The 23061-nt window shown below is 52.2% G+C and carries 22 protein-coding genes; 5 read left to right on the plus strand and 17 right to left on the minus strand.

Annotated elements, in window-relative coordinates:
* Positions 1–143 precede the first annotated feature (143 nt).
* From L6H70_RS26545 to L6H70_RS26590, 10 genes are all read right to left on the minus strand, one after another.
* Positions 144–1373 carry an MFS transporter gene (locus L6H70_RS26545; RefSeq protein ID WP_236337242.1) on the minus strand — a complete coding sequence of 410 codons (1230 nt, stop codon included), beginning with the start codon at positions 1371–1373 and terminating at the stop codon, positions 144–146.
* A 153-nt stretch (positions 1374–1526) separates the two neighbouring features.
* A complete protein-coding gene (gene zwf / locus L6H70_RS26550; RefSeq protein WP_236337243.1) occupies positions 1527–3077 on the minus strand; it encodes a glucose-6-phosphate dehydrogenase in 1551 nt (516 codons plus the stop codon).
* A 326-nt stretch (positions 3078–3403) separates the two neighbouring features.
* Positions 3404–4222: a YwmB family TATA-box binding protein gene (locus L6H70_RS26555; protein WP_236337244.1), complete on the minus strand. Its 819-nt coding sequence runs from the start codon at positions 4220–4222 to the stop codon at positions 3404–3406.
* Between the two features lie 154 nt (positions 4223–4376).
* Entirely contained in the window at positions 4377–5027 is a 651-nt protein-coding gene (locus tag L6H70_RS26560; RefSeq protein ID WP_236337245.1) for a response regulator, read from the minus strand.
* 15 nt (positions 5028–5042) lie between these two features.
* Positions 5043–6056 (minus strand): sensor histidine kinase, encoded by a 1014-nt coding sequence (locus L6H70_RS26565; RefSeq protein WP_236337293.1) that lies wholly within the window; start codon positions 6054–6056, stop codon positions 5043–5045.
* 59 nt (positions 6057–6115) lie between these two features.
* A complete protein-coding gene (liaF, locus tag L6H70_RS26570) occupies positions 6116–6763 on the minus strand; it encodes a cell wall-active antibiotics response protein LiaF (protein ID WP_236337246.1) in 648 nt (215 codons plus the stop codon).
* 264 nt (positions 6764–7027) lie between these two features.
* On the minus strand, positions 7028–7735 hold the full coding sequence (locus L6H70_RS26575) for a PspA/IM30 family protein (RefSeq protein ID WP_054943891.1): 708 nt from the start codon (positions 7733–7735) through the stop codon (positions 7028–7030).
* A gap of 3 nt (positions 7736–7738) precedes the next feature.
* On the minus strand, positions 7739–8215 hold the full coding sequence (locus L6H70_RS26580; RefSeq protein WP_236337247.1) for a PspC domain-containing protein: 477 nt from the start codon (positions 8213–8215) through the stop codon (positions 7739–7741).
* Positions 8216–8219: 4 nt separating this feature from the next.
* The gene (locus tag L6H70_RS26585) at positions 8220–8897 is read right to left on the minus strand and encodes a PspA/IM30 family protein (protein WP_206101983.1); all 678 of its coding nucleotides are present in this window, start codon (positions 8895–8897) and stop codon (positions 8220–8222) included.
* 47 nt (positions 8898–8944) lie between these two features.
* Entirely contained in the window at positions 8945–9247 is a 303-nt protein-coding gene (locus tag L6H70_RS26590) for a LiaF transmembrane domain-containing protein (RefSeq protein WP_236337248.1), read from the minus strand.
* A gap of 258 nt (positions 9248–9505) precedes the next feature.
* Here L6H70_RS26590 and L6H70_RS26595 point away from each other — a divergent pair, with 258 nt between their 5' ends.
* The 5 genes from L6H70_RS26595 to L6H70_RS26615 all read left to right on the plus strand — a co-directional run bounded on the left by L6H70_RS26595 (position 9506) and on the right by L6H70_RS26615 (position 16864).
* On the plus strand, positions 9506–10192 hold the full coding sequence (locus tag L6H70_RS26595) for a response regulator transcription factor (protein WP_236337249.1): 687 nt from the start codon (positions 9506–9508) through the stop codon (positions 10190–10192).
* Positions 10189–11223 (plus strand): sensor histidine kinase, encoded by a 1035-nt coding sequence (locus tag L6H70_RS26600; RefSeq protein WP_236337250.1) that lies wholly within the window; start codon positions 10189–10191, stop codon positions 11221–11223. The genes L6H70_RS26595 and L6H70_RS26600 overlap by 4 nt, the downstream gene beginning before the upstream one ends.
* 91 nt (positions 11224–11314) lie before the next feature.
* Complete coding sequence (locus tag L6H70_RS26605) at positions 11315–12016, plus strand: ABC transporter ATP-binding protein (RefSeq protein WP_236337251.1); 702 nt, start codon at positions 11315–11317, stop codon at positions 12014–12016.
* Positions 12013–14541 carry an ABC transporter permease gene (locus L6H70_RS26610; protein ID WP_236337252.1) on the plus strand — a complete coding sequence of 843 codons (2529 nt, stop codon included), beginning with the start codon at positions 12013–12015 and terminating at the stop codon, positions 14539–14541. The genes L6H70_RS26605 and L6H70_RS26610 overlap by 4 nt, the downstream gene beginning before the upstream one ends.
* 130 nt (positions 14542–14671) lie before the next feature.
* A complete protein-coding gene (locus L6H70_RS26615; RefSeq protein ID WP_236337253.1) occupies positions 14672–16864 on the plus strand; it encodes an alpha-galactosidase in 2193 nt (730 codons plus the stop codon).
* A gap of 91 nt (positions 16865–16955) precedes the next feature.
* On the opposite strand, the gene L6H70_RS26620 is transcribed toward L6H70_RS26615, so the two are convergent.
* The 7 genes from L6H70_RS26620 to L6H70_RS26650 form a co-directional block, all read right to left on the minus strand.
* The gene (locus L6H70_RS26620) at positions 16956–17237 is read right to left on the minus strand and encodes a hypothetical protein (protein ID WP_236337254.1); all 282 of its coding nucleotides are present in this window, start codon (positions 17235–17237) and stop codon (positions 16956–16958) included.
* Between the two features lie 30 nt (positions 17238–17267).
* Positions 17268–17606 carry a hypothetical protein gene (locus L6H70_RS26625; RefSeq protein WP_236337255.1) on the minus strand — a complete coding sequence of 113 codons (339 nt, stop codon included), beginning with the start codon at positions 17604–17606 and terminating at the stop codon, positions 17268–17270.
* Positions 17607–17785: 179 nt separating this feature from the next.
* Complete coding sequence (locus L6H70_RS26630) at positions 17786–18628, minus strand: MetQ/NlpA family ABC transporter substrate-binding protein (protein ID WP_236337256.1); 843 nt, start codon at positions 18626–18628, stop codon at positions 17786–17788.
* Between the two features lie 71 nt (positions 18629–18699).
* Entirely contained in the window at positions 18700–19350 is a 651-nt protein-coding gene (locus L6H70_RS26635; RefSeq protein WP_423802885.1) for a methionine ABC transporter permease, read from the minus strand.
* Between the two features lies 1 nt (position 19351).
* The gene (locus L6H70_RS26640) at positions 19352–20116 is read right to left on the minus strand and encodes a methionine ABC transporter ATP-binding protein (RefSeq protein ID WP_236337295.1); all 765 of its coding nucleotides are present in this window, start codon (positions 20114–20116) and stop codon (positions 19352–19354) included.
* Positions 20117–20408: 292 nt separating this feature from the next.
* Entirely contained in the window at positions 20409–21422 is a 1014-nt protein-coding gene (locus L6H70_RS26645) for an endo-1,4-beta-xylanase (protein WP_236337257.1), read from the minus strand.
* A 72-nt stretch (positions 21423–21494) separates the two neighbouring features.
* Positions 21495–23036, minus strand: a complete 1542-nt coding sequence (locus tag L6H70_RS26650) for a glycoside hydrolase family 43 protein (RefSeq protein ID WP_480246023.1) — start codon at positions 23034–23036, stop codon at positions 21495–21497.
* Between the last annotated feature and the right edge of the window lie 25 nt (positions 23037–23061).

The raw sequence follows: 23061 nt of genomic DNA on the forward strand, positions 1-23061 counted from the left end.
TTCATTATAATCCCATAATAGTCTCCAGTTCCGCTTCTAGTGAAAGCATCCTTTAAAGTATATCAAAATCCAGCAAACATTATCTACAAAAAAGCGCCGGAAGTGAAATAAGTTGATAAAATTCGTCGTTTGACTCCCTTAATTTATATAGTTGCCCTCTCAGCTTCAGCTGGAGCCGTTCCGGACCGAAGAAACATCGTATTTAAATAGAGCAGGACTGCAACCGAGATTAGCAGGCTTGCCGCCGCCAGAAACCAAATCAAGGAGTAGCCCGTATGCTCGCTGATTAAGCCCAGCAATAAAGCAATAATGAACCCGGCCAGAGATTTCAGTGAGGACAAGCCGGATGAGAACGTTGCCCGTTTGCTCCGGGGGATTAAATCCTGAATCCAGGCACCAAATGACGAAGATTCCATGCCAAGCCCAAATTCAAACAAAATCAAACCGCCCACAAAGATGACCGGGTTCGGGAATAAGCCTGCAAGCAGTAACCCTGCAGCCGAGATGAACGTACCTACGGTTATGATTTTGATCGCTGAGACTTTCCGTTTAGCCAAAAAAGAACTAAAAAATGCCGAAAGGCTCATTACAGCCATGAACACGATCAGCAATACGCCTAAAAAGCTGACCGGCAGCTTCAGCTCATTCACACCATACACCTGCCAGCTCAGCAGGAAAACAAGCAAGGCCGCATGGCTGAAGATGCTTTTTAACAGGACGAACCGCATCAGCTTATTTCGGGTAAAATCCACCGAAGTGACATATACCTCTTTAAAAATATTATCCTCCGTCCGGGTGCCATAATTATCGCTGAACCGGAACCAGACATAGATGCTGAGGCCAATCGCCGCTACGCCCGCAATAGCTACAGGGAGATAAAGGTGAATATTGCTGCTTAGTGTCGCCAATAAAGCACCCACGATGGCAAAGGCGGACACAAACCCGTTCAAACGTGGCAGCACAACATTCTTATACTCCATCATTCCCAGATCATCCAGTTTATCGATATACCATGCCTGCGGTGAGCCCGAGATTAATGCTACGCCCAAAGACATGATGACAGCGGAAACGATAAATAATAGCAGGTTGTCGGCGAAGGCGAATAGACATAACCCGGCCCCCCATGTAAAAAAACCAATAGCAGCCAGCTTCTTGCGTCCATACAAGTCAGATAAATTACCGCTCGGATAATCAAAAACCGCCAAAGACAGCGAAGAGACAGCGAACACAACACTAATCTGCAGCGGATCGATCCCCCTTCTACTCATTAGGACGATATATACGGCTCCGTACAGCTTGTCAGCGAGGTTATAAACGGAAAGCATGATTCCCAGAAAAATACTGTATTGCTTATGAGCATGCAATCTTTCCATCAGCAAACTCCTCCGCTCCAACACAGATTTAGAATCGACGTTTAACCATTTAATGGAATTATATAGAAAATATCCTGTTTTGCAAACAAAAACAGCGATCCCCCACGAACTGGAGAACCGCTGCTCTGTTAAGCTTATCGCAAAGTTATGAAATTAGCCGTTCACGCGCCATACCACATTGTCTTCTTCCTGTCCGTTCACCGGCCACCAGTGGAAACCCTCCTGGGCCAGCAGCTGATCCGCTTCAACCGGTCCCCACGAACCTGCAGGGTAGGAGGCCAGATCACTGCTCTCTTCCTTCCAGGCTTTGGCGATCCGGTCAACGAACGACCAGGCCGACGATACTTCATCCCAGCGGGTGAAATAGGTGGAATCGCCGCGTGCTGCATCATGCAGCAGACGCTCGTAAGCTTCCGGTGAGTTGATGCCGACCATACAGCTCTGGCAGAAATCCATTGCCAGCGGCTGAATTTCCGACTCCGAGCCCGGCTTCTTAGCGTTGATCTTCACGTAGATGCCTTCCATCGGATTCACGCGGATAACGAGCAGGTTCGGCTCAAGATTATGCTTTTGGCCCAAGTACACATTAGTCGGCATGCCTTTGAACTCTACAACCACTTCCGTTGTCTTCACAGGGAGGCGTTTGCCGGTACGAATATAGAACGGAACTCCCGCCCAGCGGAAATTGTCTACAAAAATACGCGCCGCAAAGTACGTTTCGGTGTTGGATTCAGGATCCACCTTATCCTCCTGGCGGTAAGCCGGAAGGCTCTTGCCTTTGTAGAGGCCTTGGGTATACTGCCCGCGCACTACATTCTCACGGACCTCTTCGGAGGAAGCGTAAGGACGCAGCGAACGCAGCACCTTCACCTTCTCATCCCGGATATCTTCAGCCAGCAGACGGCTTGGCGGTTCCATCGCAATCATCGTCAGCAGCTGCAAAATATGGTTCTGCCCCATATCGCGGAGCGCTCCGGCATGATCGTAATACCCGCCGCGCTCTTCGACCCCGACGGTTTCACCGAGGGTGATCTGAATGTTGGCGATATGCTTGTTGTTCCACAGTGGTTCAAAGAAAGCATTGGCAAAACGGATCACTTCGATGTTCTGTACCATTTCCTTGCCCAGATAGTGGTCGATCCGGTAGATCTCCTCTTCCTTGAACACCTGGCGGATCTGCTCATTGAGCTGCTCTGCCGATTCCAGGTTGTAGCCGAACGGTTTCTCGATGACCAGACGGTTCCAGCCTGAGCCCTGCAGCATGCCGCCAGCCTTCAGGTTATACGAAACGCTGCCGAACAGCTCGGGAGCAAGAGCCAGATAGAACATCCGGTTGCCCGGGATATGGAATTTCTCTTCGAGCACTTCCGTCTGTGCATTCAGCTCACGGAAGCCGTCGATATTGTTAATGTCCAGCGATTTGTATTCAAAATGCTGTACGAACTCATTCCATTCTGCAGCATCTCCCGCCTGGTAGCGGCAAAATTCACGAATGGACTCCTTCACATCGTCCCGGAATTCCTCCTGGGTACGGGGACGCCGAGCCACGCCAATTACCGCAAAATCATGTGTCAGCTTGCCTTCACGGTACAAACTGTAAATCGCCGGGAAAAGCTTACGCCGGGCTAGATCTCCGGTTGCCCCAAAAATAAAAAATACAGCACCGGGTGTATGCAGTTCATCAAGGGTTTGATTTTCAGCCATGGCTCCTCATCTCTCTGTATGTAATATAGTTGACAATCATTCTCAGCGCCGGTTAAATCATAAAAAACGCATAGCGGCGTGATGTCATTTTATCATATCCGTAGAAAGGATGCTATCACATTCCTGACAGTTTTTCTCGGGATTTCGCAAATTTCCATTACTCTTTCTTATCCCTTTACATATTTCAGCTTATACTCCGGGATAAGGGCAGGCTGCTGCCAGCCATCTTCTATTATACCGCTACGCAAAAAGCTCCGCAAACGCGGAGCTGGTGTGCAAAGCTTCTGGCTGAAATTGTGTGTGATGATCATTAAACTTTCGCCGAATCAATACTCAATGGTAATCAGCGGCAATCCGATCGTCACACGGTTGCTGTTGTCATTGCCGTTCTTATGTACGGCTGTCTGCAGAGCTATCCTATGATCTCCGCTATTCACAAACCGGCTCAGCCCTGGAACACTATAAGACCGGCTGCAGGTCGTATCATCCTTATAATCTTCCACCGCTGTCATCCCGGACAAACGGCCGGCAATCGTTCCTTCAATTCCGGCAAGTGCTTCACGGGGGGAGTCCTGCACTGACGCTACACCTTGAAGTGAAGCATTCCACTCCGGCGCAATGCCAGCCGCCTGCATTAGTGTCCCCGCTTCTTGTGCAACAGCCTGGATGTTGGTCGCCTTGAGCAGATCCCGCGTCTCGACAGTTACAATCACATAACTGCTGTCCGGACCCAGCTCACTCCAAAACATGGAGATCTTACTATACAAATCCGGAGAGCCGGAAGCTCTGTAAGTGGCATGTCCATCTTCTTCGCTAGACTCTGCCTTGCCGAGTCCGAGCTGTGCAGCCAGCAGGTCTACTTGCCTTACGGCGTCTACAGCATTCCCGCTGTATGCTCCCTGCCATTTCAGGACAAGCCGCAACGGAGAACCTGCTGCCGTAACTTCTTGTCCTACAGCTGCCAGGAGCTCCAGTGACTGGGGCAACGCAGCAGGGCCGGATGAAGCGGGAGAGGCCGCTGACGCAGCTGCACTTCCATGGTCAGCCCCGCTGCGGAACCCGGCCAGCAAGAGCACCAGCATACACATGCAAAGAATCAGCAGTATCATTTTACCTTTCCCTTGTCCCCGGTTCCCCAGTCCCATACGGCATCTCCCTCTCATCCAATCTAGCAATCTACTAGACAGGATTACCAACTATGAGAGGGAATATACGTGCATACGCAATCAGCTCTATACAACAAAAAACAGAACAGGCTTATATCCCCGTTCTGCTAAGAATTCTTATATAGACTAATAATTATTCTGCCAGCCCGTTCTTATATGCATAAATAGCTGCCTGGGTCCGGTCTTCCACACCCAGCTTGGCGAGGATGTTCGTAACGTGGAATTTCACGGTCTTGATTCCGATAATCAGCTGATCGGCAATGTCCTGATTGGATTTGCCCTGGGCCAGCAGCTTCAGCACTTCCATCTCACGTTCGGTAAGCTCCTTGTAGGCCGGAACCTCGCCTTTGGCATTGTCGCGGAAGCGGTTCATCATTTTGGAAGCCACTTGGGATTCCAGCACCGACTGGCCCCGGGCCGCAGCGCGGATGGCATCCGCCACTTCACTGGCCCGCGATGTTTTAAGCAGATAGCTAAACGCACCAGCTTCAATAACAGGGTACATCTTCTCATCATCCAGATAACTGGTCAGCACAATGACTTTACATTCCGGATAAAGTTTAAGTAGCCGTTTGGTCGTCTCTATACCGTCCATGCCTTCCATGACAAGGTCCATCAGCACAACATCCGGATTATACTCCTGTGCCAGACGTATGCCTTCTTCACCGCTTCCGGCTTCGCCGACCACTTCAATTCCGTCTTCGGTACCAAGCACTGCGGCAAGTCCGATCCGCACCATCTCATGATCATCTACCAGCAAAACTTTAATATCTTCCGTTTCCATGGCTTCCCTTACCCCCTATTCATTGACTAACGGTACGGTAATTTCAATGCGCATGCCTTTGCCTGGCGCCGTAATGAATTGGATCGAGCCTCCGGTTTCCGCTATCCGCTCCTGCATATTCGATAACCCGTAGGAGGTCTGTTTACTCTCGTCCATCTCAAACCCGATGCCGTCATCGCGCAGCGTCAGCCGGACAGTATCGCCCCGGCGGTGTAGCCGGATTTCCATTTTTTCTGCTTTGGCGTGGCGCAAAGTGTTCGAGATCGCTTCCTGCACGATGCGGAACAGATGGTTCTCAATGCCTTTCATTAAATGCACATCCGGATCCATCTCGAAAATAATCTCCATCGGAACCTTGATCCTCAGCTCTTTGATCAGCTCCTGCAGCCCTTGTTCCAGCCCTTTACCCTCCAGATACACAGGCCGCAGATGCAGCAGCAGCGCCCTCATCTCCGACTGGGCTACTGCAGACATCTCTTCAATCAGCGCAATTTGCCGCTGTGCCTTATCAAAATCCTTCTCCAGCGTTCTCCCTACAGCCGTCGCCGTCATGGAAATGGCGAACAGCTGCTGAGACACTGCATCATGCAGCTCCCGCGCAAGCCGCTGCCGCTCCTCCATAATTGCCGTTACCCGCGCCTGCTCGGCCAGCTTGGCGTTATTGGTTGACAGGCGCTGCAGCGTATTGACCTGATTCTCCCACTTGCCGCTGATCCGGCCGAGCTGCTCCCCGAGTCTGCCCAGCTCATCGCTGCCGAGCTCCGGCATCGCCGGGGTAAGATTGCCTTTTTCCCACGCCACCAGTGTCCCCCGCAGCAGCTCCAGCCGGCGCTTGATCCGGAAGCTCTGATAGAAGCCGAACCCAAGCCCGAAGGCCACCGGCAGCAGAGTCAGCGTCACAGCTGTCCTGATCCCGATTTCCCAATTCTCAAAAGGCTGCAAATAACCATATGTATACATAATGTACAGGATAACCAGCAGCATGACAAAGGAGAATAAAGCTCCCTCACCCATGCTGCGCGTCATCATATTGCTGCTTTTTTTATCCACGCTAAGGAGTCCTCCCTCTCAAATTAAATGCCAGGCTGTCAGGATATCCTCACATCCAAGTCGCCCATCAAATAGGAGATATTGAACTTTACCTTATGCTCACTGGTATCATAGTTGGCCGATTTCCAGTTCAGCCTGTTCATCATCCCCGTGTCGCGGTGGCTGCCGAATTCAATCGATCCGAACAACACAAACGCTTCAATCTCCACACCATAATCCTCGGACAGATGAAGGTCCATGTCGCCGAAAACACCCTGAAACAGCATGACTGTCTCCTTATCCTCGGCCATCGCCAGCGAAAGATCCACATCAGCCTCCCCAAGCACATGCCACGCGCTCAGACTGCGCATTACCCAAGGTGACAGGTCCCAATCAAACCGGGAAGAGAAGCTCTGTTTCTGCATGAACCCTTTTCCGCGCTGCAGCCGTTTGGATTTGACAAAAAACATCCCGAGCGAGATTAGGCAGATGCCCAGCACCAGCAGCAAATGATCCAGCAGCAGCAGCACTGCGCCGATTCCGAGCAGCTTATAGCCCTGCTTGACCTTGCCCGACGTCGTCCGGTAAACCCCCAGCAGCAGGAACAGAAGCGCGACAACGGAGAAAAATCCGATCCATTTGCCAAAAATCATCAAGCAGCCCACACCAATAAGTCCAATGGCAATCAAACGGTTCCGTTTATCCATTTCGCACCTCCTAAAAGTTTTGCGGAGCAAAACTAACTTCGTAAGCATCATCTTAAGTTTTGCGGAGCAAAACTATCCTATATAAAAAGGGAATCTCCACCTGTTCCGCGGAGAATCAGCTTCTTTAGCCTAATTTAATTGTTACTATAGTAAAAAATCTGTTTACCGCATCCCGCTATAAAAGCCATACCGGTATGGAGATCCATACCGTATGGCTTTACCTTGTTCAGCATATCATATCTGCCTAGTTTTTAGGAACAGGCATTAGTCTTCTTTTTTGTCTAAAGATGGTGTTCCAGCTGTCGGGTTCAATTTGCTCTTCAGGGCTGCAAGCTGTTCTTCTACCTTCAGCTGTTTTTCGGCGTCAACCGGTTTGGTGTACACACCAGCCGACGGGCTGTAAGGGGCGCGCATAACATCTGCTTCTGCTTCAAGCTGCATGATTTTTTCTTCCATGCGGTGGAAGCCGAGGGATGCGCTGCCGCTCTCAATAGAATGAACGCTGCTGATCTGTGACATTTGCTTTTTGGCCTTGGCCATTTGGGCGCGGGATACCAGCTCATTGCGTTTGTTGCGCAGCTTATAGAACTCATCCTTCATTTCATGCAGCTGCTGTACCAGTTCTTTGGCCTGCACTTCTGCCTGAGCGTGAAGATCGCCGTATTCCACTTGCTTCTGGTCGAAGTAGATCTTTTCTTCCAGCAGCTTGCGGGTAACTTCCTCCTGTCCGTTCTTCAGCGCAAGTTCAGCCTGGGCTGCACGCTGTCCGGACATTTTGGCTGCTTCCTCAACACGCTGTTTCATGCGGCGCTCGTTAGCCATTTGCTTGGCAACTGTCACCTCAGCTTCGTGAATTTCAGCCTCCATATCGCGCAGATATTGGTTCAGCATTACGATTGGGTCCTCTACTTTATCCAGCAAGTCGTTTACCGACGCCTTTGTCATATCCTTAATCCGTTGAAATACTCCCATGATTTACACTTCTCCCTTCTCGTATTTAGCAAGTTTTTGTTTCAATTCTTCTACTTCTTTTTGCAGTGCCTTCTTCTCAATATCCTTCATCATGGCATCCAGACCGGAGTCTTGAGCCGAGTAAGCATTGGCTTTATCATATCCGGGGTTATAGCCGGGCTGTCCGCCGTGTCCGCCATATCCTCCCTGTCCTTGCGGGCCTTGTGGTCCGCGTCCATATCCGGGGCCGCCAGTGAACGGTCCGCCGTATGGGCCGCCGGGTGCTCCCGGTCCAGGTCCGAACGGATTGTACTGTGTAGGCTCCTTCGGAATAACCATTGCTGCGATGAGATATACCAGAATTGTCGTGCCTCCGGTAAACGGAATGCTGACCAGCAGCAGAATCCGGAACAGGGTAGAGTCAATACCGAGAGTCTCGGACAATCCTCCAGCCAGCCCTGTCATCACCTTGTCACGGGTTGAACGATACAATCGGGTCATAGAACTACTCCTTTCCGCCATTGTTAAGCTTCTCCTTCAGTCGGGCCATTTCTCTTTCCAGCACCGTTGCCACCGTTTCACCGGCCTGCACCGCGTATTCCTGTCCCATGCGGCGTAGGTCGCGGAGACTCTTCGCTTCCAGCTCCCAATCGTTCATCCGGTCTTCAAGCCGGCCGAACATTTTGGGTACGTCACTGCCATTGCCGTAGGCAGTTGCTCTCTGGTTCATGCGCTGCTGAAGCCTTAGTGACTCCATCCGTGCCGCATAATACTGGCGTTTGTTATACACCGTCTGATATTCAACCTTCAGTTCATTCAGCTGACTTTCCAGCTCATACAGCGATCCTTGGCTCTGTTCCAGCAGCCCGCTGTACTGCTCCAGCTTTTCCTCGTGAATAATCTTCTCCTGCAAAGCCATCTTCGCCAGATTATCCTCTCCGGCCTTCAGTGCCAGCAGCGCTTGCTCTTCACGTTTATTTCTCATGGCCGTAGCCTGATTCACCTGCTGCTGCAATTGCTTCGTGTGGGAAGCGTATTGCTGGTACAACCTTTCGGCTTCAGCGATCTCCTCACGGGTTGAATGTAAGAATTGATCGATCAGCTTCACGGGGTCCTGGCTTTGTTCCAGACGTTCATTTAGATTAGCTACCGTAATATCCCTCATGCGGCGAAAAACACTCATGATTTCCTGCTCCCTCCCTGCTTCTTAATTAAGTAATCTTCTAAAGCTTAGTATGTTCTGCCTCTTCTGCCTTTCAGTACCGAGATGCCCCAGACAACCAGTGCAACCCCGAGCAGCGGTCCAATAATCCAGGACAGCTTCGAGATCAAAGCCATGACACCGATGAACAGCACTACCCAGCCGATAATCTTGCGTCCGCTTTTAATTCCGTAGTACCCGAGAGCCACCAGCAGGACCGGAAACAGGATTCCGAAGATTCCGTGAATCAGGTGGGGCAGCACTCCCATCAGCATAATCGCTCCAATCACAATCAGGACAATCGCAAGTCCGTTACCTTTTCTATTTTGCATTTTTTCTCACCGCCTTTCGTTGACCTTAACCTTATAGCCTTATTCTAGGGTAATCCGCAGACTTTCAAAACAGACCGTGGACGGTTTTATGAACTGGACCTTAGACGGGGCAGGCTTAGGACTGCAGGCTGCTGAGGGATGAAACTAGCCCCTTTGCCGCCTATCAGCGACTTTAAACCTCCAAACTGTGTATAATTGTTGCAGGTATTCCTTAATATAGCTGCTGGTTAGATGCGGCAGAACAAAGGAGCAGTTCCATTGAAGACACTATTGATTGTCGAGGATGACCGGAGCCTGAACAAAGGAATCTCCCTATCGCTTGCCCAGAACGGACTGCATATTGAACAGGCCTATACGCTGGCTATGGCTGAGCAAATATTCGCCTCGACCCCGGTAGATCTGATTCTGCTGGATATTAATCTCCCTGACGGAAGCGGTTTGGATTTCTGCGAGACGATCCGGAGAACCTCAGAGGTACCAATAATTTTCCTGACTGCCAACGACATGGAGCCGGATATTGTCACCGGGTTTGCCCTGGGGGGAGACGATTATATCACCAAACCGTTCAGCCTGATGATTCTCCGGGCCCGGGTGATGGCTGTTCTCAAAAGAGCCGCCCCGCAGCCGGAGGACAAAATAACGATCGGCCCCTTGAGTCTAGACTTCGGAAAACTGGAATTCTATAAGCACAAGGAGCAATTGACCCTAAGCAAAACTGAGATCAAGCTGCTGAACCTTCTGGTCTCCAACCCCGGCATCATTTTAAATAGAGAACAGTTAATTGATAAAATCTGGTCGCAGGACGCGGAGTTTGTGGATGAGAATGCACTGACGGTAGCCGTCAAACGGTTGCGGGCCAAGATTGAGGATGAGCCTGCGGCGCCAAAATACATAAAAACAGTCTACGGCCTGGGGTATATGTGGGCGGAAAGGCCAAACCCATGAAGAGCGGCAAGAAGTTCCGGCCCTCTAAACGTGTTAGCCTTATTTTCCCCGTAATCTTTCTGCTGCTGGTATTGGGTTACACTGGAACGGCCACCTATCTGAACGGAGTAAATCATGAATTCCTTAACCTTACCGTCCTCTTCGTGTTTTCTATACTAATCGTAGGCGCTTTGTGGAGCTGGATACTGCGGCGGCAGGTTGCCGGCTTCATGAATGCTTTGGATGAAATGGTGGACCGGGCGATTCACGGACGGGAGCAGCTGACCCATTTTGACGAAACCAGCCTCTCTTCCCTTGAGCATAAATTATTACGCTACATAGAAATCAGCAAAGCGAATGAGCAGCATCTGGAGGCAGAAAAGAAGACTATCAAGGAGCTGATCTCGGATATCTCCCATCAGACCAAAACACCCCTCTCCAATATCCTGCTCTACAGCCAGCTGCTTGCCGAAACACGAGACCTGGGCGGCGATACCCGGCTTCTGCTGGATCAGATCGAGGCCCAATCGGACAAGCTGGAATGGCTGATCACCTCGCTGATCAAACTATCCCGGCTGGAAACGGGCATGATCACCCTGCAGAGTGAGGTTAAACCCGTCCTTGCGACGCTTACCACTGCCGTATCACACATCTATACACGCGCGGAAAATAAAGAAATCGGCATCCAAATTGAATGCGATCCCCGTACGGCCGCCCGTCATGATCATAAGTGGACCAGTGAAGCGCTGTTCAACCTGCTGGAGAATGCTGTGAAATATACGAATCCGGGCGGCAGCATCCGGGTTGTAGCCGAGAGTAATGAAATGTTTACGCGGATTGATATTTCCGATACAGGCATAGGGATTGCGAAGGATGAGCTTGAGCATATTTTCAAACGTTTTTACCGGGGACAGGGCGCCAGGGAATATGAAGGCATCGGAATCGGACTGTATTTGACGCGGAAGATTATCAGCACCCAGGGAGGTTTTATTACGGCGGCATCTGAGCCCGGCCAAGGAACCAAGCTCTCCATCTTCCTCCCTCAGCTTTAATTGTGTCAATACCGTCAGATTTCAGACACTGACCGGTTAGATTTGTCTGATATCTTAAGGAGCATTCAAGGATGATGGAGGGGAATCAGCTATGCCTATTTTAAGCATCGAGCATCTGAAGAAATATTATGGAAAAGATCCGCAGACCACGGTAAAGGCGCTGGACGATATATCGCTGTCCGTTGAGAAAGGGGAATTCCTGGCGATTGTCGGCACCAGCGGCAGCGGAAAAAGCACCCTGCTGCATATGCTGGGCGGTCTGGACCGGGCTACTGCAGGCAAAGTCATCGTAGGCGGGAACGATATTTTTGCCATGAGCGATGAGAAGCTGACGATATTCAGACGCCGGTCGGTCGGATTCGTTTTTCAGAGCTACAATCTGGTACCGGTCCTGAATGTGCTTGAGAATATCCTGCTTCCGATAGAGCTCGACGGCGGCAGAATCGATCAGGAGTATCTGGATGAGGTGATCCGGGCCCTGGGTCTGCAGGAGAAAATCCACAATCTGCCTGCCAACCTGTCCGGCGGCCAACAGCAGCGTGTCGCGATTGCCAGAGCGCTGGCTACTAAACCTTCAATCATTCTGGCGGACGAGCCTACTGGCAATCTCGACAGCAAAACCAGCCAGGAGGTCATGATTCTGCTGAAGCAGATGAGCGAGAAATTCAATCAAACTATTGTCATGATTACCCATAACGAGGCTATCGCCCAGACCGCCGACCGCATTATCCGGATTGAAGACGGGCGGATTGTATCCGGCAGCCCGAATGCAAACGGAGCCCCCCTGTTATGATCACCACGAACAACCGCAAGATAATTACCCGCCTCTCTCTCAAAAGCCTGCGGGCGAATCCGCTGCGCAATCTGGCTGTGATCTGTGCTGTCACTCTGACGACACTACTTATCACCTCTATTTTCACGATGGTTCTGAGCCTGAATAAATCGACGGAACTGACCCGGATGAAGACCGTCGGCACTGACTTTCACGGCAGCTTCAAACATGTGACTCCGGAACAGATAGAAACGTTAAAGAAGCATCCCTCGATACGGGAATACGGCATTTCGCTGCATGCCGGCGTGCTGCGGAATGAGGTCTTTCGGGACAGCCCGGTAGAGGTAAAGCGGATTGACGAGGCTTCCGCCAAACATGGTTTTATTTCCTTTATAGAAGGCCGTCTGCCCTCTACTGAGAACGAGGTTGTGCTGAACACATGGGTTATGGATAAACTCGGTATCCGCCATGCTCTGGGGCAGCAGGTTCAGCTGGACATTGATACGGGGGAGCGTGTGATTCAGCAGGATTTTATCGTGTCGGGCTATTATGAAGCGGATAAACATCTCGCGCTTGCAGGACTGGCCTTTGTCTCGGACGTCTGGGTGCAAGAGAATGTGTCCGGAATCGATCCGGTAAAGTCCACAGCCAGCGGTTCCTATGTGAATACCTCAGAGCTGAGCGTAATGTTCAAGAATGCCTTTGATATCGAAAAAAAACTGGACAAAGTGCTCGCGGATACAGGTGTGGATGTGCCGATCGGGATCAACTGGGGGTACACAGCCTCATCCTTCTCTGAAAACCTCATCGATTTCGTTCCCTATTTGGCTGTCATCCTCATTATTATGCTCAGCGGGTATTTGCTGATTTATAATATCTTTTACATATCCGTCGTGCGCGATGTTAAATTTTACGGCCTGCTCAAAGCGATCGGGACGACACCGAAGCAGCTGAGGCGGATCATTACCATCCAGTCACAGCTGCTGTACCTGCTCGGTTTGCCCTTGGGCCTCGCTGCCGGTTACGGAATCGGACGGCTGTTAACTCCGCTGCTGAACACGTTCTCAAGTGAACCCATGGAAGCTGCCTATTCGGCCAGCCCGTGGATTTTTATCGGCGCCGCTTTTTTCGCCTATATAACGGTATGGATAGCTGCCAGTAAGCCTGGACGGATGGCGGCGCGGATTGCCCCGGTGGAAGCGGTCAGGTTCACAGGAGTCAGCGCAAAGCGCCGGAGGAAGAAACGTTCGAAACGCGGAGGAAAGCTCTTCAGCATGGCTTTTACTAACCTGTTCCGGAATAAAAAGAAGCTCAGCCTCATGTTGACCTCGCTCTCCTTAAGCATGATACTGTTCAGCATTATTTTTACCGTCATCTCTTCGCTGGATGTGAATAAATACCTTAGCTCTTTTATATCCGGAGATGTGGTCATCCGCAATCAAGCGGTCATGCAGTCATTTGGCGAGCGTTCGGGTGATCCACACAAGCTGTCGGAAGCGTTCAGCAAGAAGTTAGCGGGGATCGACGGAGTCGAGAGCGTGGATAAGGTCTATTTTACCAGCGAGCTTTATTATATGGATGACACCATACGGACTATACTGGAGCCGCTGACAGAAACCTATAAGTCTGACCCGGCTCTAACCGGCGTTCTGAAAAATGATTTCGTATTTCTTAAACTGTACGGCATGGATGACGGCTGGTATGACCTGGTGCAGAAGGATGTCGTTGAAGGCCATTTTGATCCGCAGAAATTCGCATCCGGTGACTATGTGTTGGTGACGGAAGTTATCATGCCGGATGACAATAACATCTCCTACTACCATCCGGGTGACCATATTGAGTATAAGGAGCTTGGCAAAAGCTATGAGGTCATGGCCGTATTAAACTATGATGCTCTGTATGCTGCTACCACCCAAGCTTTCCCGGCGTATGGGTATAGTGCATTCTTTCCTTCCTCTGAGCTGACAAGGGAGCTGCCTGAGGGTAGTGATCCGCCGATGGCGCTGTCGGCAACGCTGCATATTGATCCGACCAAGCTGGACAGTGCTTCGCAGACCGCCAAGTCTCTTGCCGCTTCCAGCGATGAGCTGGTGTACAAATCAAGAGAGGATTACAGGCAGGAGTTGAGCGGATTTATCCGTATTTTTCAGATCGTCGGCTACGGCCTCAGCTTCGTCATCGCCCTGATCGGGATTCTTAATTATATCAATACTGTGGTTACCGGAGTCATTACACGGAGGAATGAGTTCGCCCTGCTGGAGAGCATCGGGATGACCAAGCGGCAGCTGAAAAAAATGCTGATCTATGAAGGGCTGTACAATGTGCTCCTGACCACAGCCATTACCTCCACTTTGGGTGTTTTTCTGACCTACAGCATCTCCAAAAGCATCGCGGAGGGCATGGCCTTTACCGTCTTCCGCATGAGCTGGCTGCCGTTTATCATGGTCATTCCGGTTCTTGCTGCTATCGCTTATACAGTAACACTAAGCTCCTACAGAATGCTAAGCAAGGCCAGCATTGTTGAACGGTTACGGCAAACGGAATAACTTCATTCCTGCCAAATAAACGACATTTCTCCATATTGATTCTGCTTTTCTCCATACGCTTGCGGAGTGAACAGACTTATAATGAGGCTGAATCTTCACATTCCGCAAGCAGCTATAGGAGGTTGTTTCCTTGTCTATTCACTATGCTCCAGAGCAACAGATTTTCCATCTGCAAACCGAAAATACCAGTTATGTATTCAGCATTGTCCGCGGGGCCTACCCGACACATCTGTACTGGGGCAAAAAAATCCGCAGCTCTGCTGTCTCCGATCTCTTCGAACCCCGAGGCAGAGGATTCAGCAGCAGCGTTGTTCCCGGAGACTGGGCGTTCTCTTTGGATACGCTTCCTCAAGAATACCCGGGGTATGGCTCAGGCGATTTCCGGGAACCGGCCTATGTAGCCGGACTGTCAAACGGCACCTCCGTAACTGAGCTGACGTATGTATCCCATAGTATTGTTAAAGGAAAAGCTCCGCTTGAAGGCCTGCCGGCGGTTTATGCGGAAAGCGACGAAGAAGCTGAAACGCTGGTGCTGATCCTCGAAGACGCTGGTGCGGGGCTGCGGGCAGAATTGTCCTATTCGGTAATGACAGGGTATGACGCGATTATCCGCTCAGCACGCCTGATCAATACCGGCAAGCTGCCGCTTAAGCTGGAACGCGCCCTATCCGCTTCGCTGGATTTCCCGCATGCCAATTATGAGCTGCTGCACCTCTCCGGCTCGTGGGCCCGGGAACGGCATGTTGTCCGTGCTCCGCTGCACACCGGCCGGCAGGGCATTGACAGCAAGCGGGGTGCGAGCAGCCACCAGCAGAATCCGTTCCTCGCCCTGCTCTCCCCGCATGCCGGAGAGAATAGCGGTGAAGCCTACGGCTTCAACCTGGTCTACAGCGGCAACTTCCTTGCCGAAGCGGAAGTGGACCAGTACGGATCTACCCGTGTCACCATGGGGATCAATCCGTTCGGCTTCCAGTGGCTACTTGAGCCGGGTGACAGCTTCCAGACACCGGAAGCGGTGCTCGTCTATTCCGACCAGGGAATCGGCGGCATGTCCCGGACGTACCATCGGCTCTACCGTCAACGGCTTGTGCGCGGACTGTTCCGCGACGAACCGCGCCCAGTACTGATCAACAACTGGGAAGCCACGTATTTCGGCTTCAACGCTGATAAAATCGAAGACATCGCCCGCGCCGGACAGGCCCTCGGCATCGAGCTGTTTGTACTCGACGACGGCTGGTTCGGTCATCGTGACGACGACACCACTTCACTCGGAGACTGGTTCGTCGATAAGCGCAAGCTGCCGCTGGGCCTGTCCGATCTGGCCGAACGGGTGAAACGGCTCGGTATGCAGTTCGGGCTCTGGTTCGAGCCGGAAATGGTCTCGCCGGATAGCGAGCTATACCGCACCCATCCGGACTGGTGCCTGCATGTGCCGGACAAACGGCGCAGCGAGAGCCGCAATCAGCTGATCCTGGACCTGTCCCGCGATGAAGTCTGCGACTATATCATCGATGCCGTCAGCAGTGTTCTGTCTTCAGCACCGATAACCTATGTCAAATGGGACATGAACCGTCATATGACCGAGATCGGTTCCGCAGCCTTGCCGCCGGAGCGCCAGGGGGAAACCGCCCACCGCTATATGCTGGGACTGTACCGGGTGATGGAAGAAATCACCTCCGCCTTCCCGCATGTGCTGTTCGAAAGCTGCTCCGGCGGCGGCGGCCGGTTCGATCCGGGCATCCTGCATTACATGCCGCAGACCTGGACCAGCGATAACACCGATGCCGTCGAACGGCTCAAGATCCAATACGGCACCAGCATTGTCTATCCGGCCAGCGCCATGGGCGCACATATTTCCGATGTGCCTAACCACCAGGTGCACCGGAGCACACCGCTGTCGATGCGCGGCGATGTGGCAATGTCCGGCAACTTCGGTTATGAGCTGGACCTGACCAGGTTCACGGCTAAAGAACAGGAAGAAGCGGCAGCCCAGATCGCCTTCTACAAAGAGATCCGCTCTCTCGTCCAGCAGGGCGAGATGTACCGGCTGCTCTCGCCGTTTGAAGGCAATGACACCGCCTGGATGTTCGTGTCCGCGGACCGCTCCGAGGCGCTTGCCTGCTACTTCCAGGTACTGGCCGGACCGAACCCGGGTCACACACGCCTGCGCCTGCAGGGTCTTGATCCGGCTAAGGATTATGTGCTCCAGGAGACTGGAGCTGTATACGGCGGCGACCGGCTGATGCATGCCGGCCTGCTGCTGCCTGAGCTGCACGGCGATTTCCAGAGCAAGCTGCTGCATTTCACCGCTGTCGTTGAGTAACAGTTAATGCAAAAAGGCAGGCCCGCGATACATGCGGGCCTGCCTTTTTGCATTCATCCGTATTATTCGTCAGCACGGTAACTTTATAAACCTACCTGTTCGGCCCGCCAGCGGCGGAATCAAAGGGACTTTTACCGTTGATTTTCGCGTTTGGCCCGCCGGCGGCGGAAACAACGGGATTTTTACCGTTGATTTTCGCGTTCGACCCGCCGGCGGCGGAATCAACGGTACTTTTACCGTTGATTTTCGCGTTCGGCCCGCCAGCGGCGGAATCAACGGGATTTTTACCGTTGATTTCATCGTTTGGCCCGGCGGTGGCAGAATCAACGGGATTTTTACCGTTGATCTCCTCGTTCGGCCCGTTATCCGGCACTCCTGCACGCTGCGGCCTGATGCCCTAAACTTACGTCCTGCCTGCAGGCCCGCCAAACACTTCCCCTTCCTCCAACCCGTCCACAAAACGCTGCAGCCAGCTGTAATAATCCATCGCATGCTGCAGCTTGTCGAGGTCTCTGCGGCAGGACTTGCGCTCTTCCTCCGGAGTATCTCCGGCTTGAATCAACGATTCCAGCTCAGGCACCGCCGTTCCCATCGCGTCCTGCATTACGTCAATCTCCCGCTGCAGCTTCAAGGTGAAGAAGTTCCTGAACGCCTGGAAAAAGTCCGTCTCCGCCGCATACAGGGGCATGACTGCACAATCGAAAACACTGAAATCTGCAGCAACGATGTTAAGCTGCTCCATCTACGGTATAACCTACCGCTGGAATCGGGATAGCGCACCGTGGCTACTGACGAACTGTCTAAGCGGATTAGCCCGTTAATTATGGATGGGATATCCTCCTTGCACACCTGATAATCTCAGGAGGGCTTCACAAAAATTAGAGGCTCTCCCCATGGGAAAGCCTCTTTACATATTATCTTTTACTTAAAAGCAGGCAGTGCAATCTCCGCATAATTATCTTCCAGGAATTTCTTCACTTCCGGGCCGCTGATGCGCTTCGCCAGCTTCTGGATGGCATCGGAATCCTTATTGTCTTCACGGGCTACCAGGGTGATGGTGAACTCAGAATCTTCGCCTTCTGTAATGAGCGCATCCTTCTTCGGTGTCAGACCGAGCGGGCTGGCATAAGCAGGAGTCATCGCGACCAGATCACCGTCATCCATCATCCGGGCCAACATCAGCAGATCGACTTCCTCGAACTTGAAGTTTTTAGGGTTTTCTGTGATATCAGCCTGTGTCGCTTTGATGCCTACCCCATCCTTAAGCTTGATCAGACCGGCATTAGCGAACATTTGCAGCGAACGTCCGATGTTCGACGGGTCATTGGCCATGACCAGCTTCGCGCCTTCCGGCAGCTCTTCGATCGTCTTGTACTTTTTGGAATAACCGCCGTAGATAGCGTCATAGACCGGCTGGACCCCTACCAGCTTCGAGCCTTTGCTTGCATTGAACTGCTCCATATAGGGAAGGTGCTGGAAGAAGTTCGCATCGACTTCCTTGTTCGCCAGCGCTTCATTCGGCTGCACATTGTCGGACAGCACAACGATCTCCATATCCACTCCGTCTTCCAGAAGCAGCGGTTTTACAATATCAAGAATCTCTGTCATCGGAGGGATCAAAGTCGCTACTTTGATCTTTACAGGTTCTGTTGCTGTGGCTGCCGGCGCCTCGGCATTCTCCTTATTGCTGTTATTGCTGTTGTTTCCACAAGCAGCGACAATCAGTACGAGCAGCATAAGCATAGCTATCATTGATTTTTTCATAATTTGAAGATAACCCCCCGTGTATTGTATATATTCTCTGTTATTGCGGTCATACAAAGCTTAATGTTCCGTCAGCGTTTATCCAGCAGTCTTGCTGCCGTACTTCCGGTGAACTGGATGATCTGCACCAGAACGATCATGACAACGATGGCATAGGCCATCACTTCCGTCTCAAACCGCTGGTATCCGTAACGGATAGCGAAATCGCCAACCCCGCCCCCACCGACAACCCCCATAACTGTAGAAAAGGAAATGAAGCTGATCGTTGAGGCCGTAAGTCCAAGCACCAGCCCTGAACGGGCTTCTTTATACAGGAACTTAAAAATCAGCTCAAACTTGGATGCCCCCATGGAGAGGGCCGCTTCAATCGTGCCTTTGGGCACCTCCAGCAATGACTGTTCCACAAGCCGCGAGTAGTAGGCTACGGCGACAACAGACAGCGGCACAGTAGCCGCTACCGTACCAATCGCAGTCCCTACAAGGAAGCGGGTTACCGGAATCAGCGCCACGACAAGCAGCAGGAACGGGAACGAACGGATGATATTGACGATGCTGTTCAGCGTCAGCGACAGACTCCGGTTCTCATACAGCTGGCCTTTGCGGCAAAAATACAAGAGCGTCCCCAGCGGCAGCCCCAGCAGCACCGCCGCACCCACAGAAATGCCGACCATCACGAAGGTTTCCCCGATGGACTGCCACATCTGCTCCTGGTATTTCAGCATACTATCCCACATGGTCTTCACCTGCCTTGCCGGTAATCTGCTGGCGGTATGAACCGGAGTGACCCGCCGGAGGAAGAAATTCATGCTCCTCGCGTGAGAAGGAATCTACTATCTCCCCGTCCTTCATCACAGAAACCTCGTTGCAGATGCTGCGGACCACATCCAGCTCATGAGTCACGATGACAATGGTTACACCAAGCGCAGCATTGATATCCTTCAGCACACCAAGGATATCCGCCGTAGTTCCCGGATCGAGCGCGGAGGTCGGCTCATCGCACAGCAGCAGCTGCGGGCTGTTCGCCAGCGCGCGGGCAATCGCTACCCGCTGCCGCTGTCCGCCGCTGAGCTGTGCAGGGTATTGCTGCGCTTTATCGGCCAGGCCGACGTAATCTAGAACCTCGGCTACCCGCTTCAGCCGCTCTTCCCTCTTCACCCCGGCCAGCTCCAGCGGAATCGCAACATTACAGCTGACCGTGGCATTGCCGACAAGATTGAAATGCTGGAAGATCATGCCGATCTTCTGCCGCTCCCGGCGCAGCTGTTTCTCCGGCAATGCTGTCAGCTCCTTGCCGCCTACGGTTACAGTCCCCTTATCGGGACGCTCCAGCAGATTCATCAGGCGAAGCAGTGTGGACTTACCGGCCCCGCTTGCGCCGATAATGCCGTGAATTGAAGCGGACTTAACCTCAAGTGAAACCTGGCGGACCGCCGGATAGGTGCCATTTTTCAGTTCGAAGCTCTTGCTTACTCCACTCAGCGTAAGGATAGTAATTCCCCCCTCTCCGGACTGCCTTGATTAAAGCCTGTTGACCCCGTGGAGTGTATTACAATTATTTAAAATCTGTTTCATTAAAAATCTCTTTAAATAATAAGGTATTTCCATCGCTGTGTCATCATTTTTTTTGAAAATGATATATCAGTGATAGCATAGAATTCGTCTATCTCTAAGCATGCGCGTCTGCTGTTATAATTATCCTGTATTTCTGCAAAGAAGCCCCGGCAGCCATTGTACAGGCTGCCGGGGCTTCTATAATTCCTTAATCTAATAAGGCAAAGACTTAAGAGTTCCGTACTACAATCCGGTTGAACGCAGGCTTCGGATGATACTGCGCATCAAACAGAAACGGCCAATTCTTCCGCCCCCGCACCGGGAAATCATCCAGCCACGTGTAATCATCGGCCGCTCCCCAGAAAGTAACCGAGGATATCACTTCCCGGTATTCTTTAAGCAGCCGGAATATGACATCATAACGCTCTGCCTGTAGTTCAAGCAGCTCAGACGGCGGACTCTTCAGATCCGTCCGCTTGTCCTCGAAGCGGAAGAGTGACATATCCAGCTCCGTCAGCTGCAGCTGCAGCCCGAGTGATGCGTATTTCTCAATCGCTGCGCGGATATCATCAAGTGCCGGATCATATAAATTCCAGTGTGCCTGCAGGCCGATGCCATGCACCGGCACTCCTTGCGCCAGCAGTGATTTCAGCAGAGTATAGATCTTATCACATTTAAGCGGGTTCGATTCATTGTAGTCGTTGTAGAACAACAATGCGTTAGGGTCGGCTTCATGAGCATATTCAAACGCCTTGGCGATGAAATCCGGTCCGGCAATATCCAGCCACTTGGAAGGGCGCAGTAGCTCCGCGCCTTCATCTGCGATCACCTCGTTGACCACATCCCAGGCGTAGATATCATTCTTGTAACGCCCGACTACGGTGTCGATATGCGACTTCAAGCGGACCAGCAGAAGCTCCTTGCTTGCAGGAGCGCCAGCGTCACCGGTAAACAGCCAATCGCTTGTCTGGTTATGCCATACCAGCGTGTGGCCGCGCATCGCCAGCCCATGCTTCCGGGCAAAAGCGGCCAGCTCATCCGCTTTGCCAAAGCTGTATATTCCCTCCTGCGGATGCAGGCTCTCAAACTTCATCTCGTTCTCTGCAGTTATGCTGTTGAAATGATAGGCGAGCAGCTGCTCCTGCGACTGGATCGTCCACGGATTTACCGCTGCGCCTATCCTGAAATCGTCAGCGAACACTGTCTTCAGCGCAGGCTCGGTAAAGCTGTTAATGCCTCTCATGAATGCCCCTCCTAAAAGTTTTGTGAGCATAATGCTTCCCTATTCGCTTCGTACAGGCTTCACCTGTGCTCCTCAAGCCCGGTAATCGAACCAGTCGAAATAAGCTGCAGCTTCAGCTGCCTTGCCATAACCTGCAGCATACAAGCCGATCACTACCCCGGTGAACCCGTTCCCTTCAACCGCCTGCGGCGACAAAGCATAAGCTGAGCCGGCGGCAAGCCGGTTCCATTCTGTACCATTTAAGGAGTACAGCAAACGATATTCGTTATAATCGGCAGCAATTTTGAGGAATACCCTGCCGGCTGTAACCGGAACTTCCGCCGCCAGCCGGGCTTGGCCTTTCACTGTCAAGCGGGCAAATACGGTGCTCCTCCCGCTGCTCTGCCTCATCCCGATCTCATAATGCGCCCGCTCGTTCATCCGGGCACAGATCCCGGCCTCGATTCCCTCCTCCTGGCTGCTCAGCTCCAGCAGGGTACTCCATTCACCGGCAACCTGCTGCTGCCTGAGGCCAGTGAAGGCTACTTGGCCGATATCGCTTAGTCCGGCTGATTGTCCCTTCAGTGCCAGCCAGCCGGGACGTTCCCCGAGCGACCAGCTGCCCGCTGCCGGATTGCGCAGAAAGGTCAGGTCATACGGCAATATACTGTCGTCAAAATCATGTCTGCCGCTATCCAGAACAGGCTCCGGCTCACTGTAAGGCAGACGCGGTACATTCATTTCCAGCTGGACCGTTCCGTCATTATTATCAATCATCGGCCAGCCGTCCGCAGTCCAGTGCACCGGGGCAAGGTAGGATTCCCGCCCCAGCACCCCATAGCCGTTTTCTCCCAGGCGCACCCCCAGAAAGACAGCCCACCAGCCGCCATCCGGTCCTTCGATCAGATCGGCATGTCCCAGATACTGGATCGGATGATCGATATCCTTATGTGTCAGAATCGGCTCCAGGAGCCGTTCAAACGGTCCGTACGGGGATGTACTCCGGCCGATAATCTCGCGGTGCTCCTTTGCCGTTCCGCCCGAAGCCGCCATAATATAATACAATCCGTTAATCTTGTACAAATGCGGCCCTTCCAGCCATGGCCCGCCATCGCCGGTCCAGATAACCACCGGCTCGCTCAGCGCCTTACCGGTAGCAATATCAATCTCGTACTGGATGACATGGGAATCATAGTTTGCCCCCTGCTGGGCAGTCACATAGACTTTTCCGTCGTCGTCAAACATTAGTGAGGGGTCTATGCCCCCATAGGGAACTGTAATCGGATCAGACCAGGGTCCTGCCGGATCAGCGGCGGTAACATAGAAGTTGCCCCTGCCCCGCACATCCGTGGTAATCATGTAGAAGGTTCCCTCATGGTATCGGATGGTCGGCGCGTAAATCCCGTCAGAGCTGGCGCAGCTGCTGATGTCCAGCTGGCTGATCCGGTCCAGCACATGGCCGATCTGCTTCCAGTGGATTAAATCCCGGCTGTGAAAAATCGGCACACCCGGAAAATACTCAAAGGAGCTGCAGACCAGATAGTAATCTTCCCCCACTCGGGTAATGCTCGGATCAGGATAAAAACCCGGAAGCACCGGGTTTGAGTAATGGATCGAAGAATGGCTCATGTTCATGCAGACAACCTTTCTGCAGCCCTAA

The organism is Paenibacillus auburnensis (genome assembly GCF_927798115.1).
Classification (GTDB): Bacteria; Bacillota; Bacilli; order Paenibacillales; family Paenibacillaceae; genus Paenibacillus_AQ; species Paenibacillus_AQ auburnensis.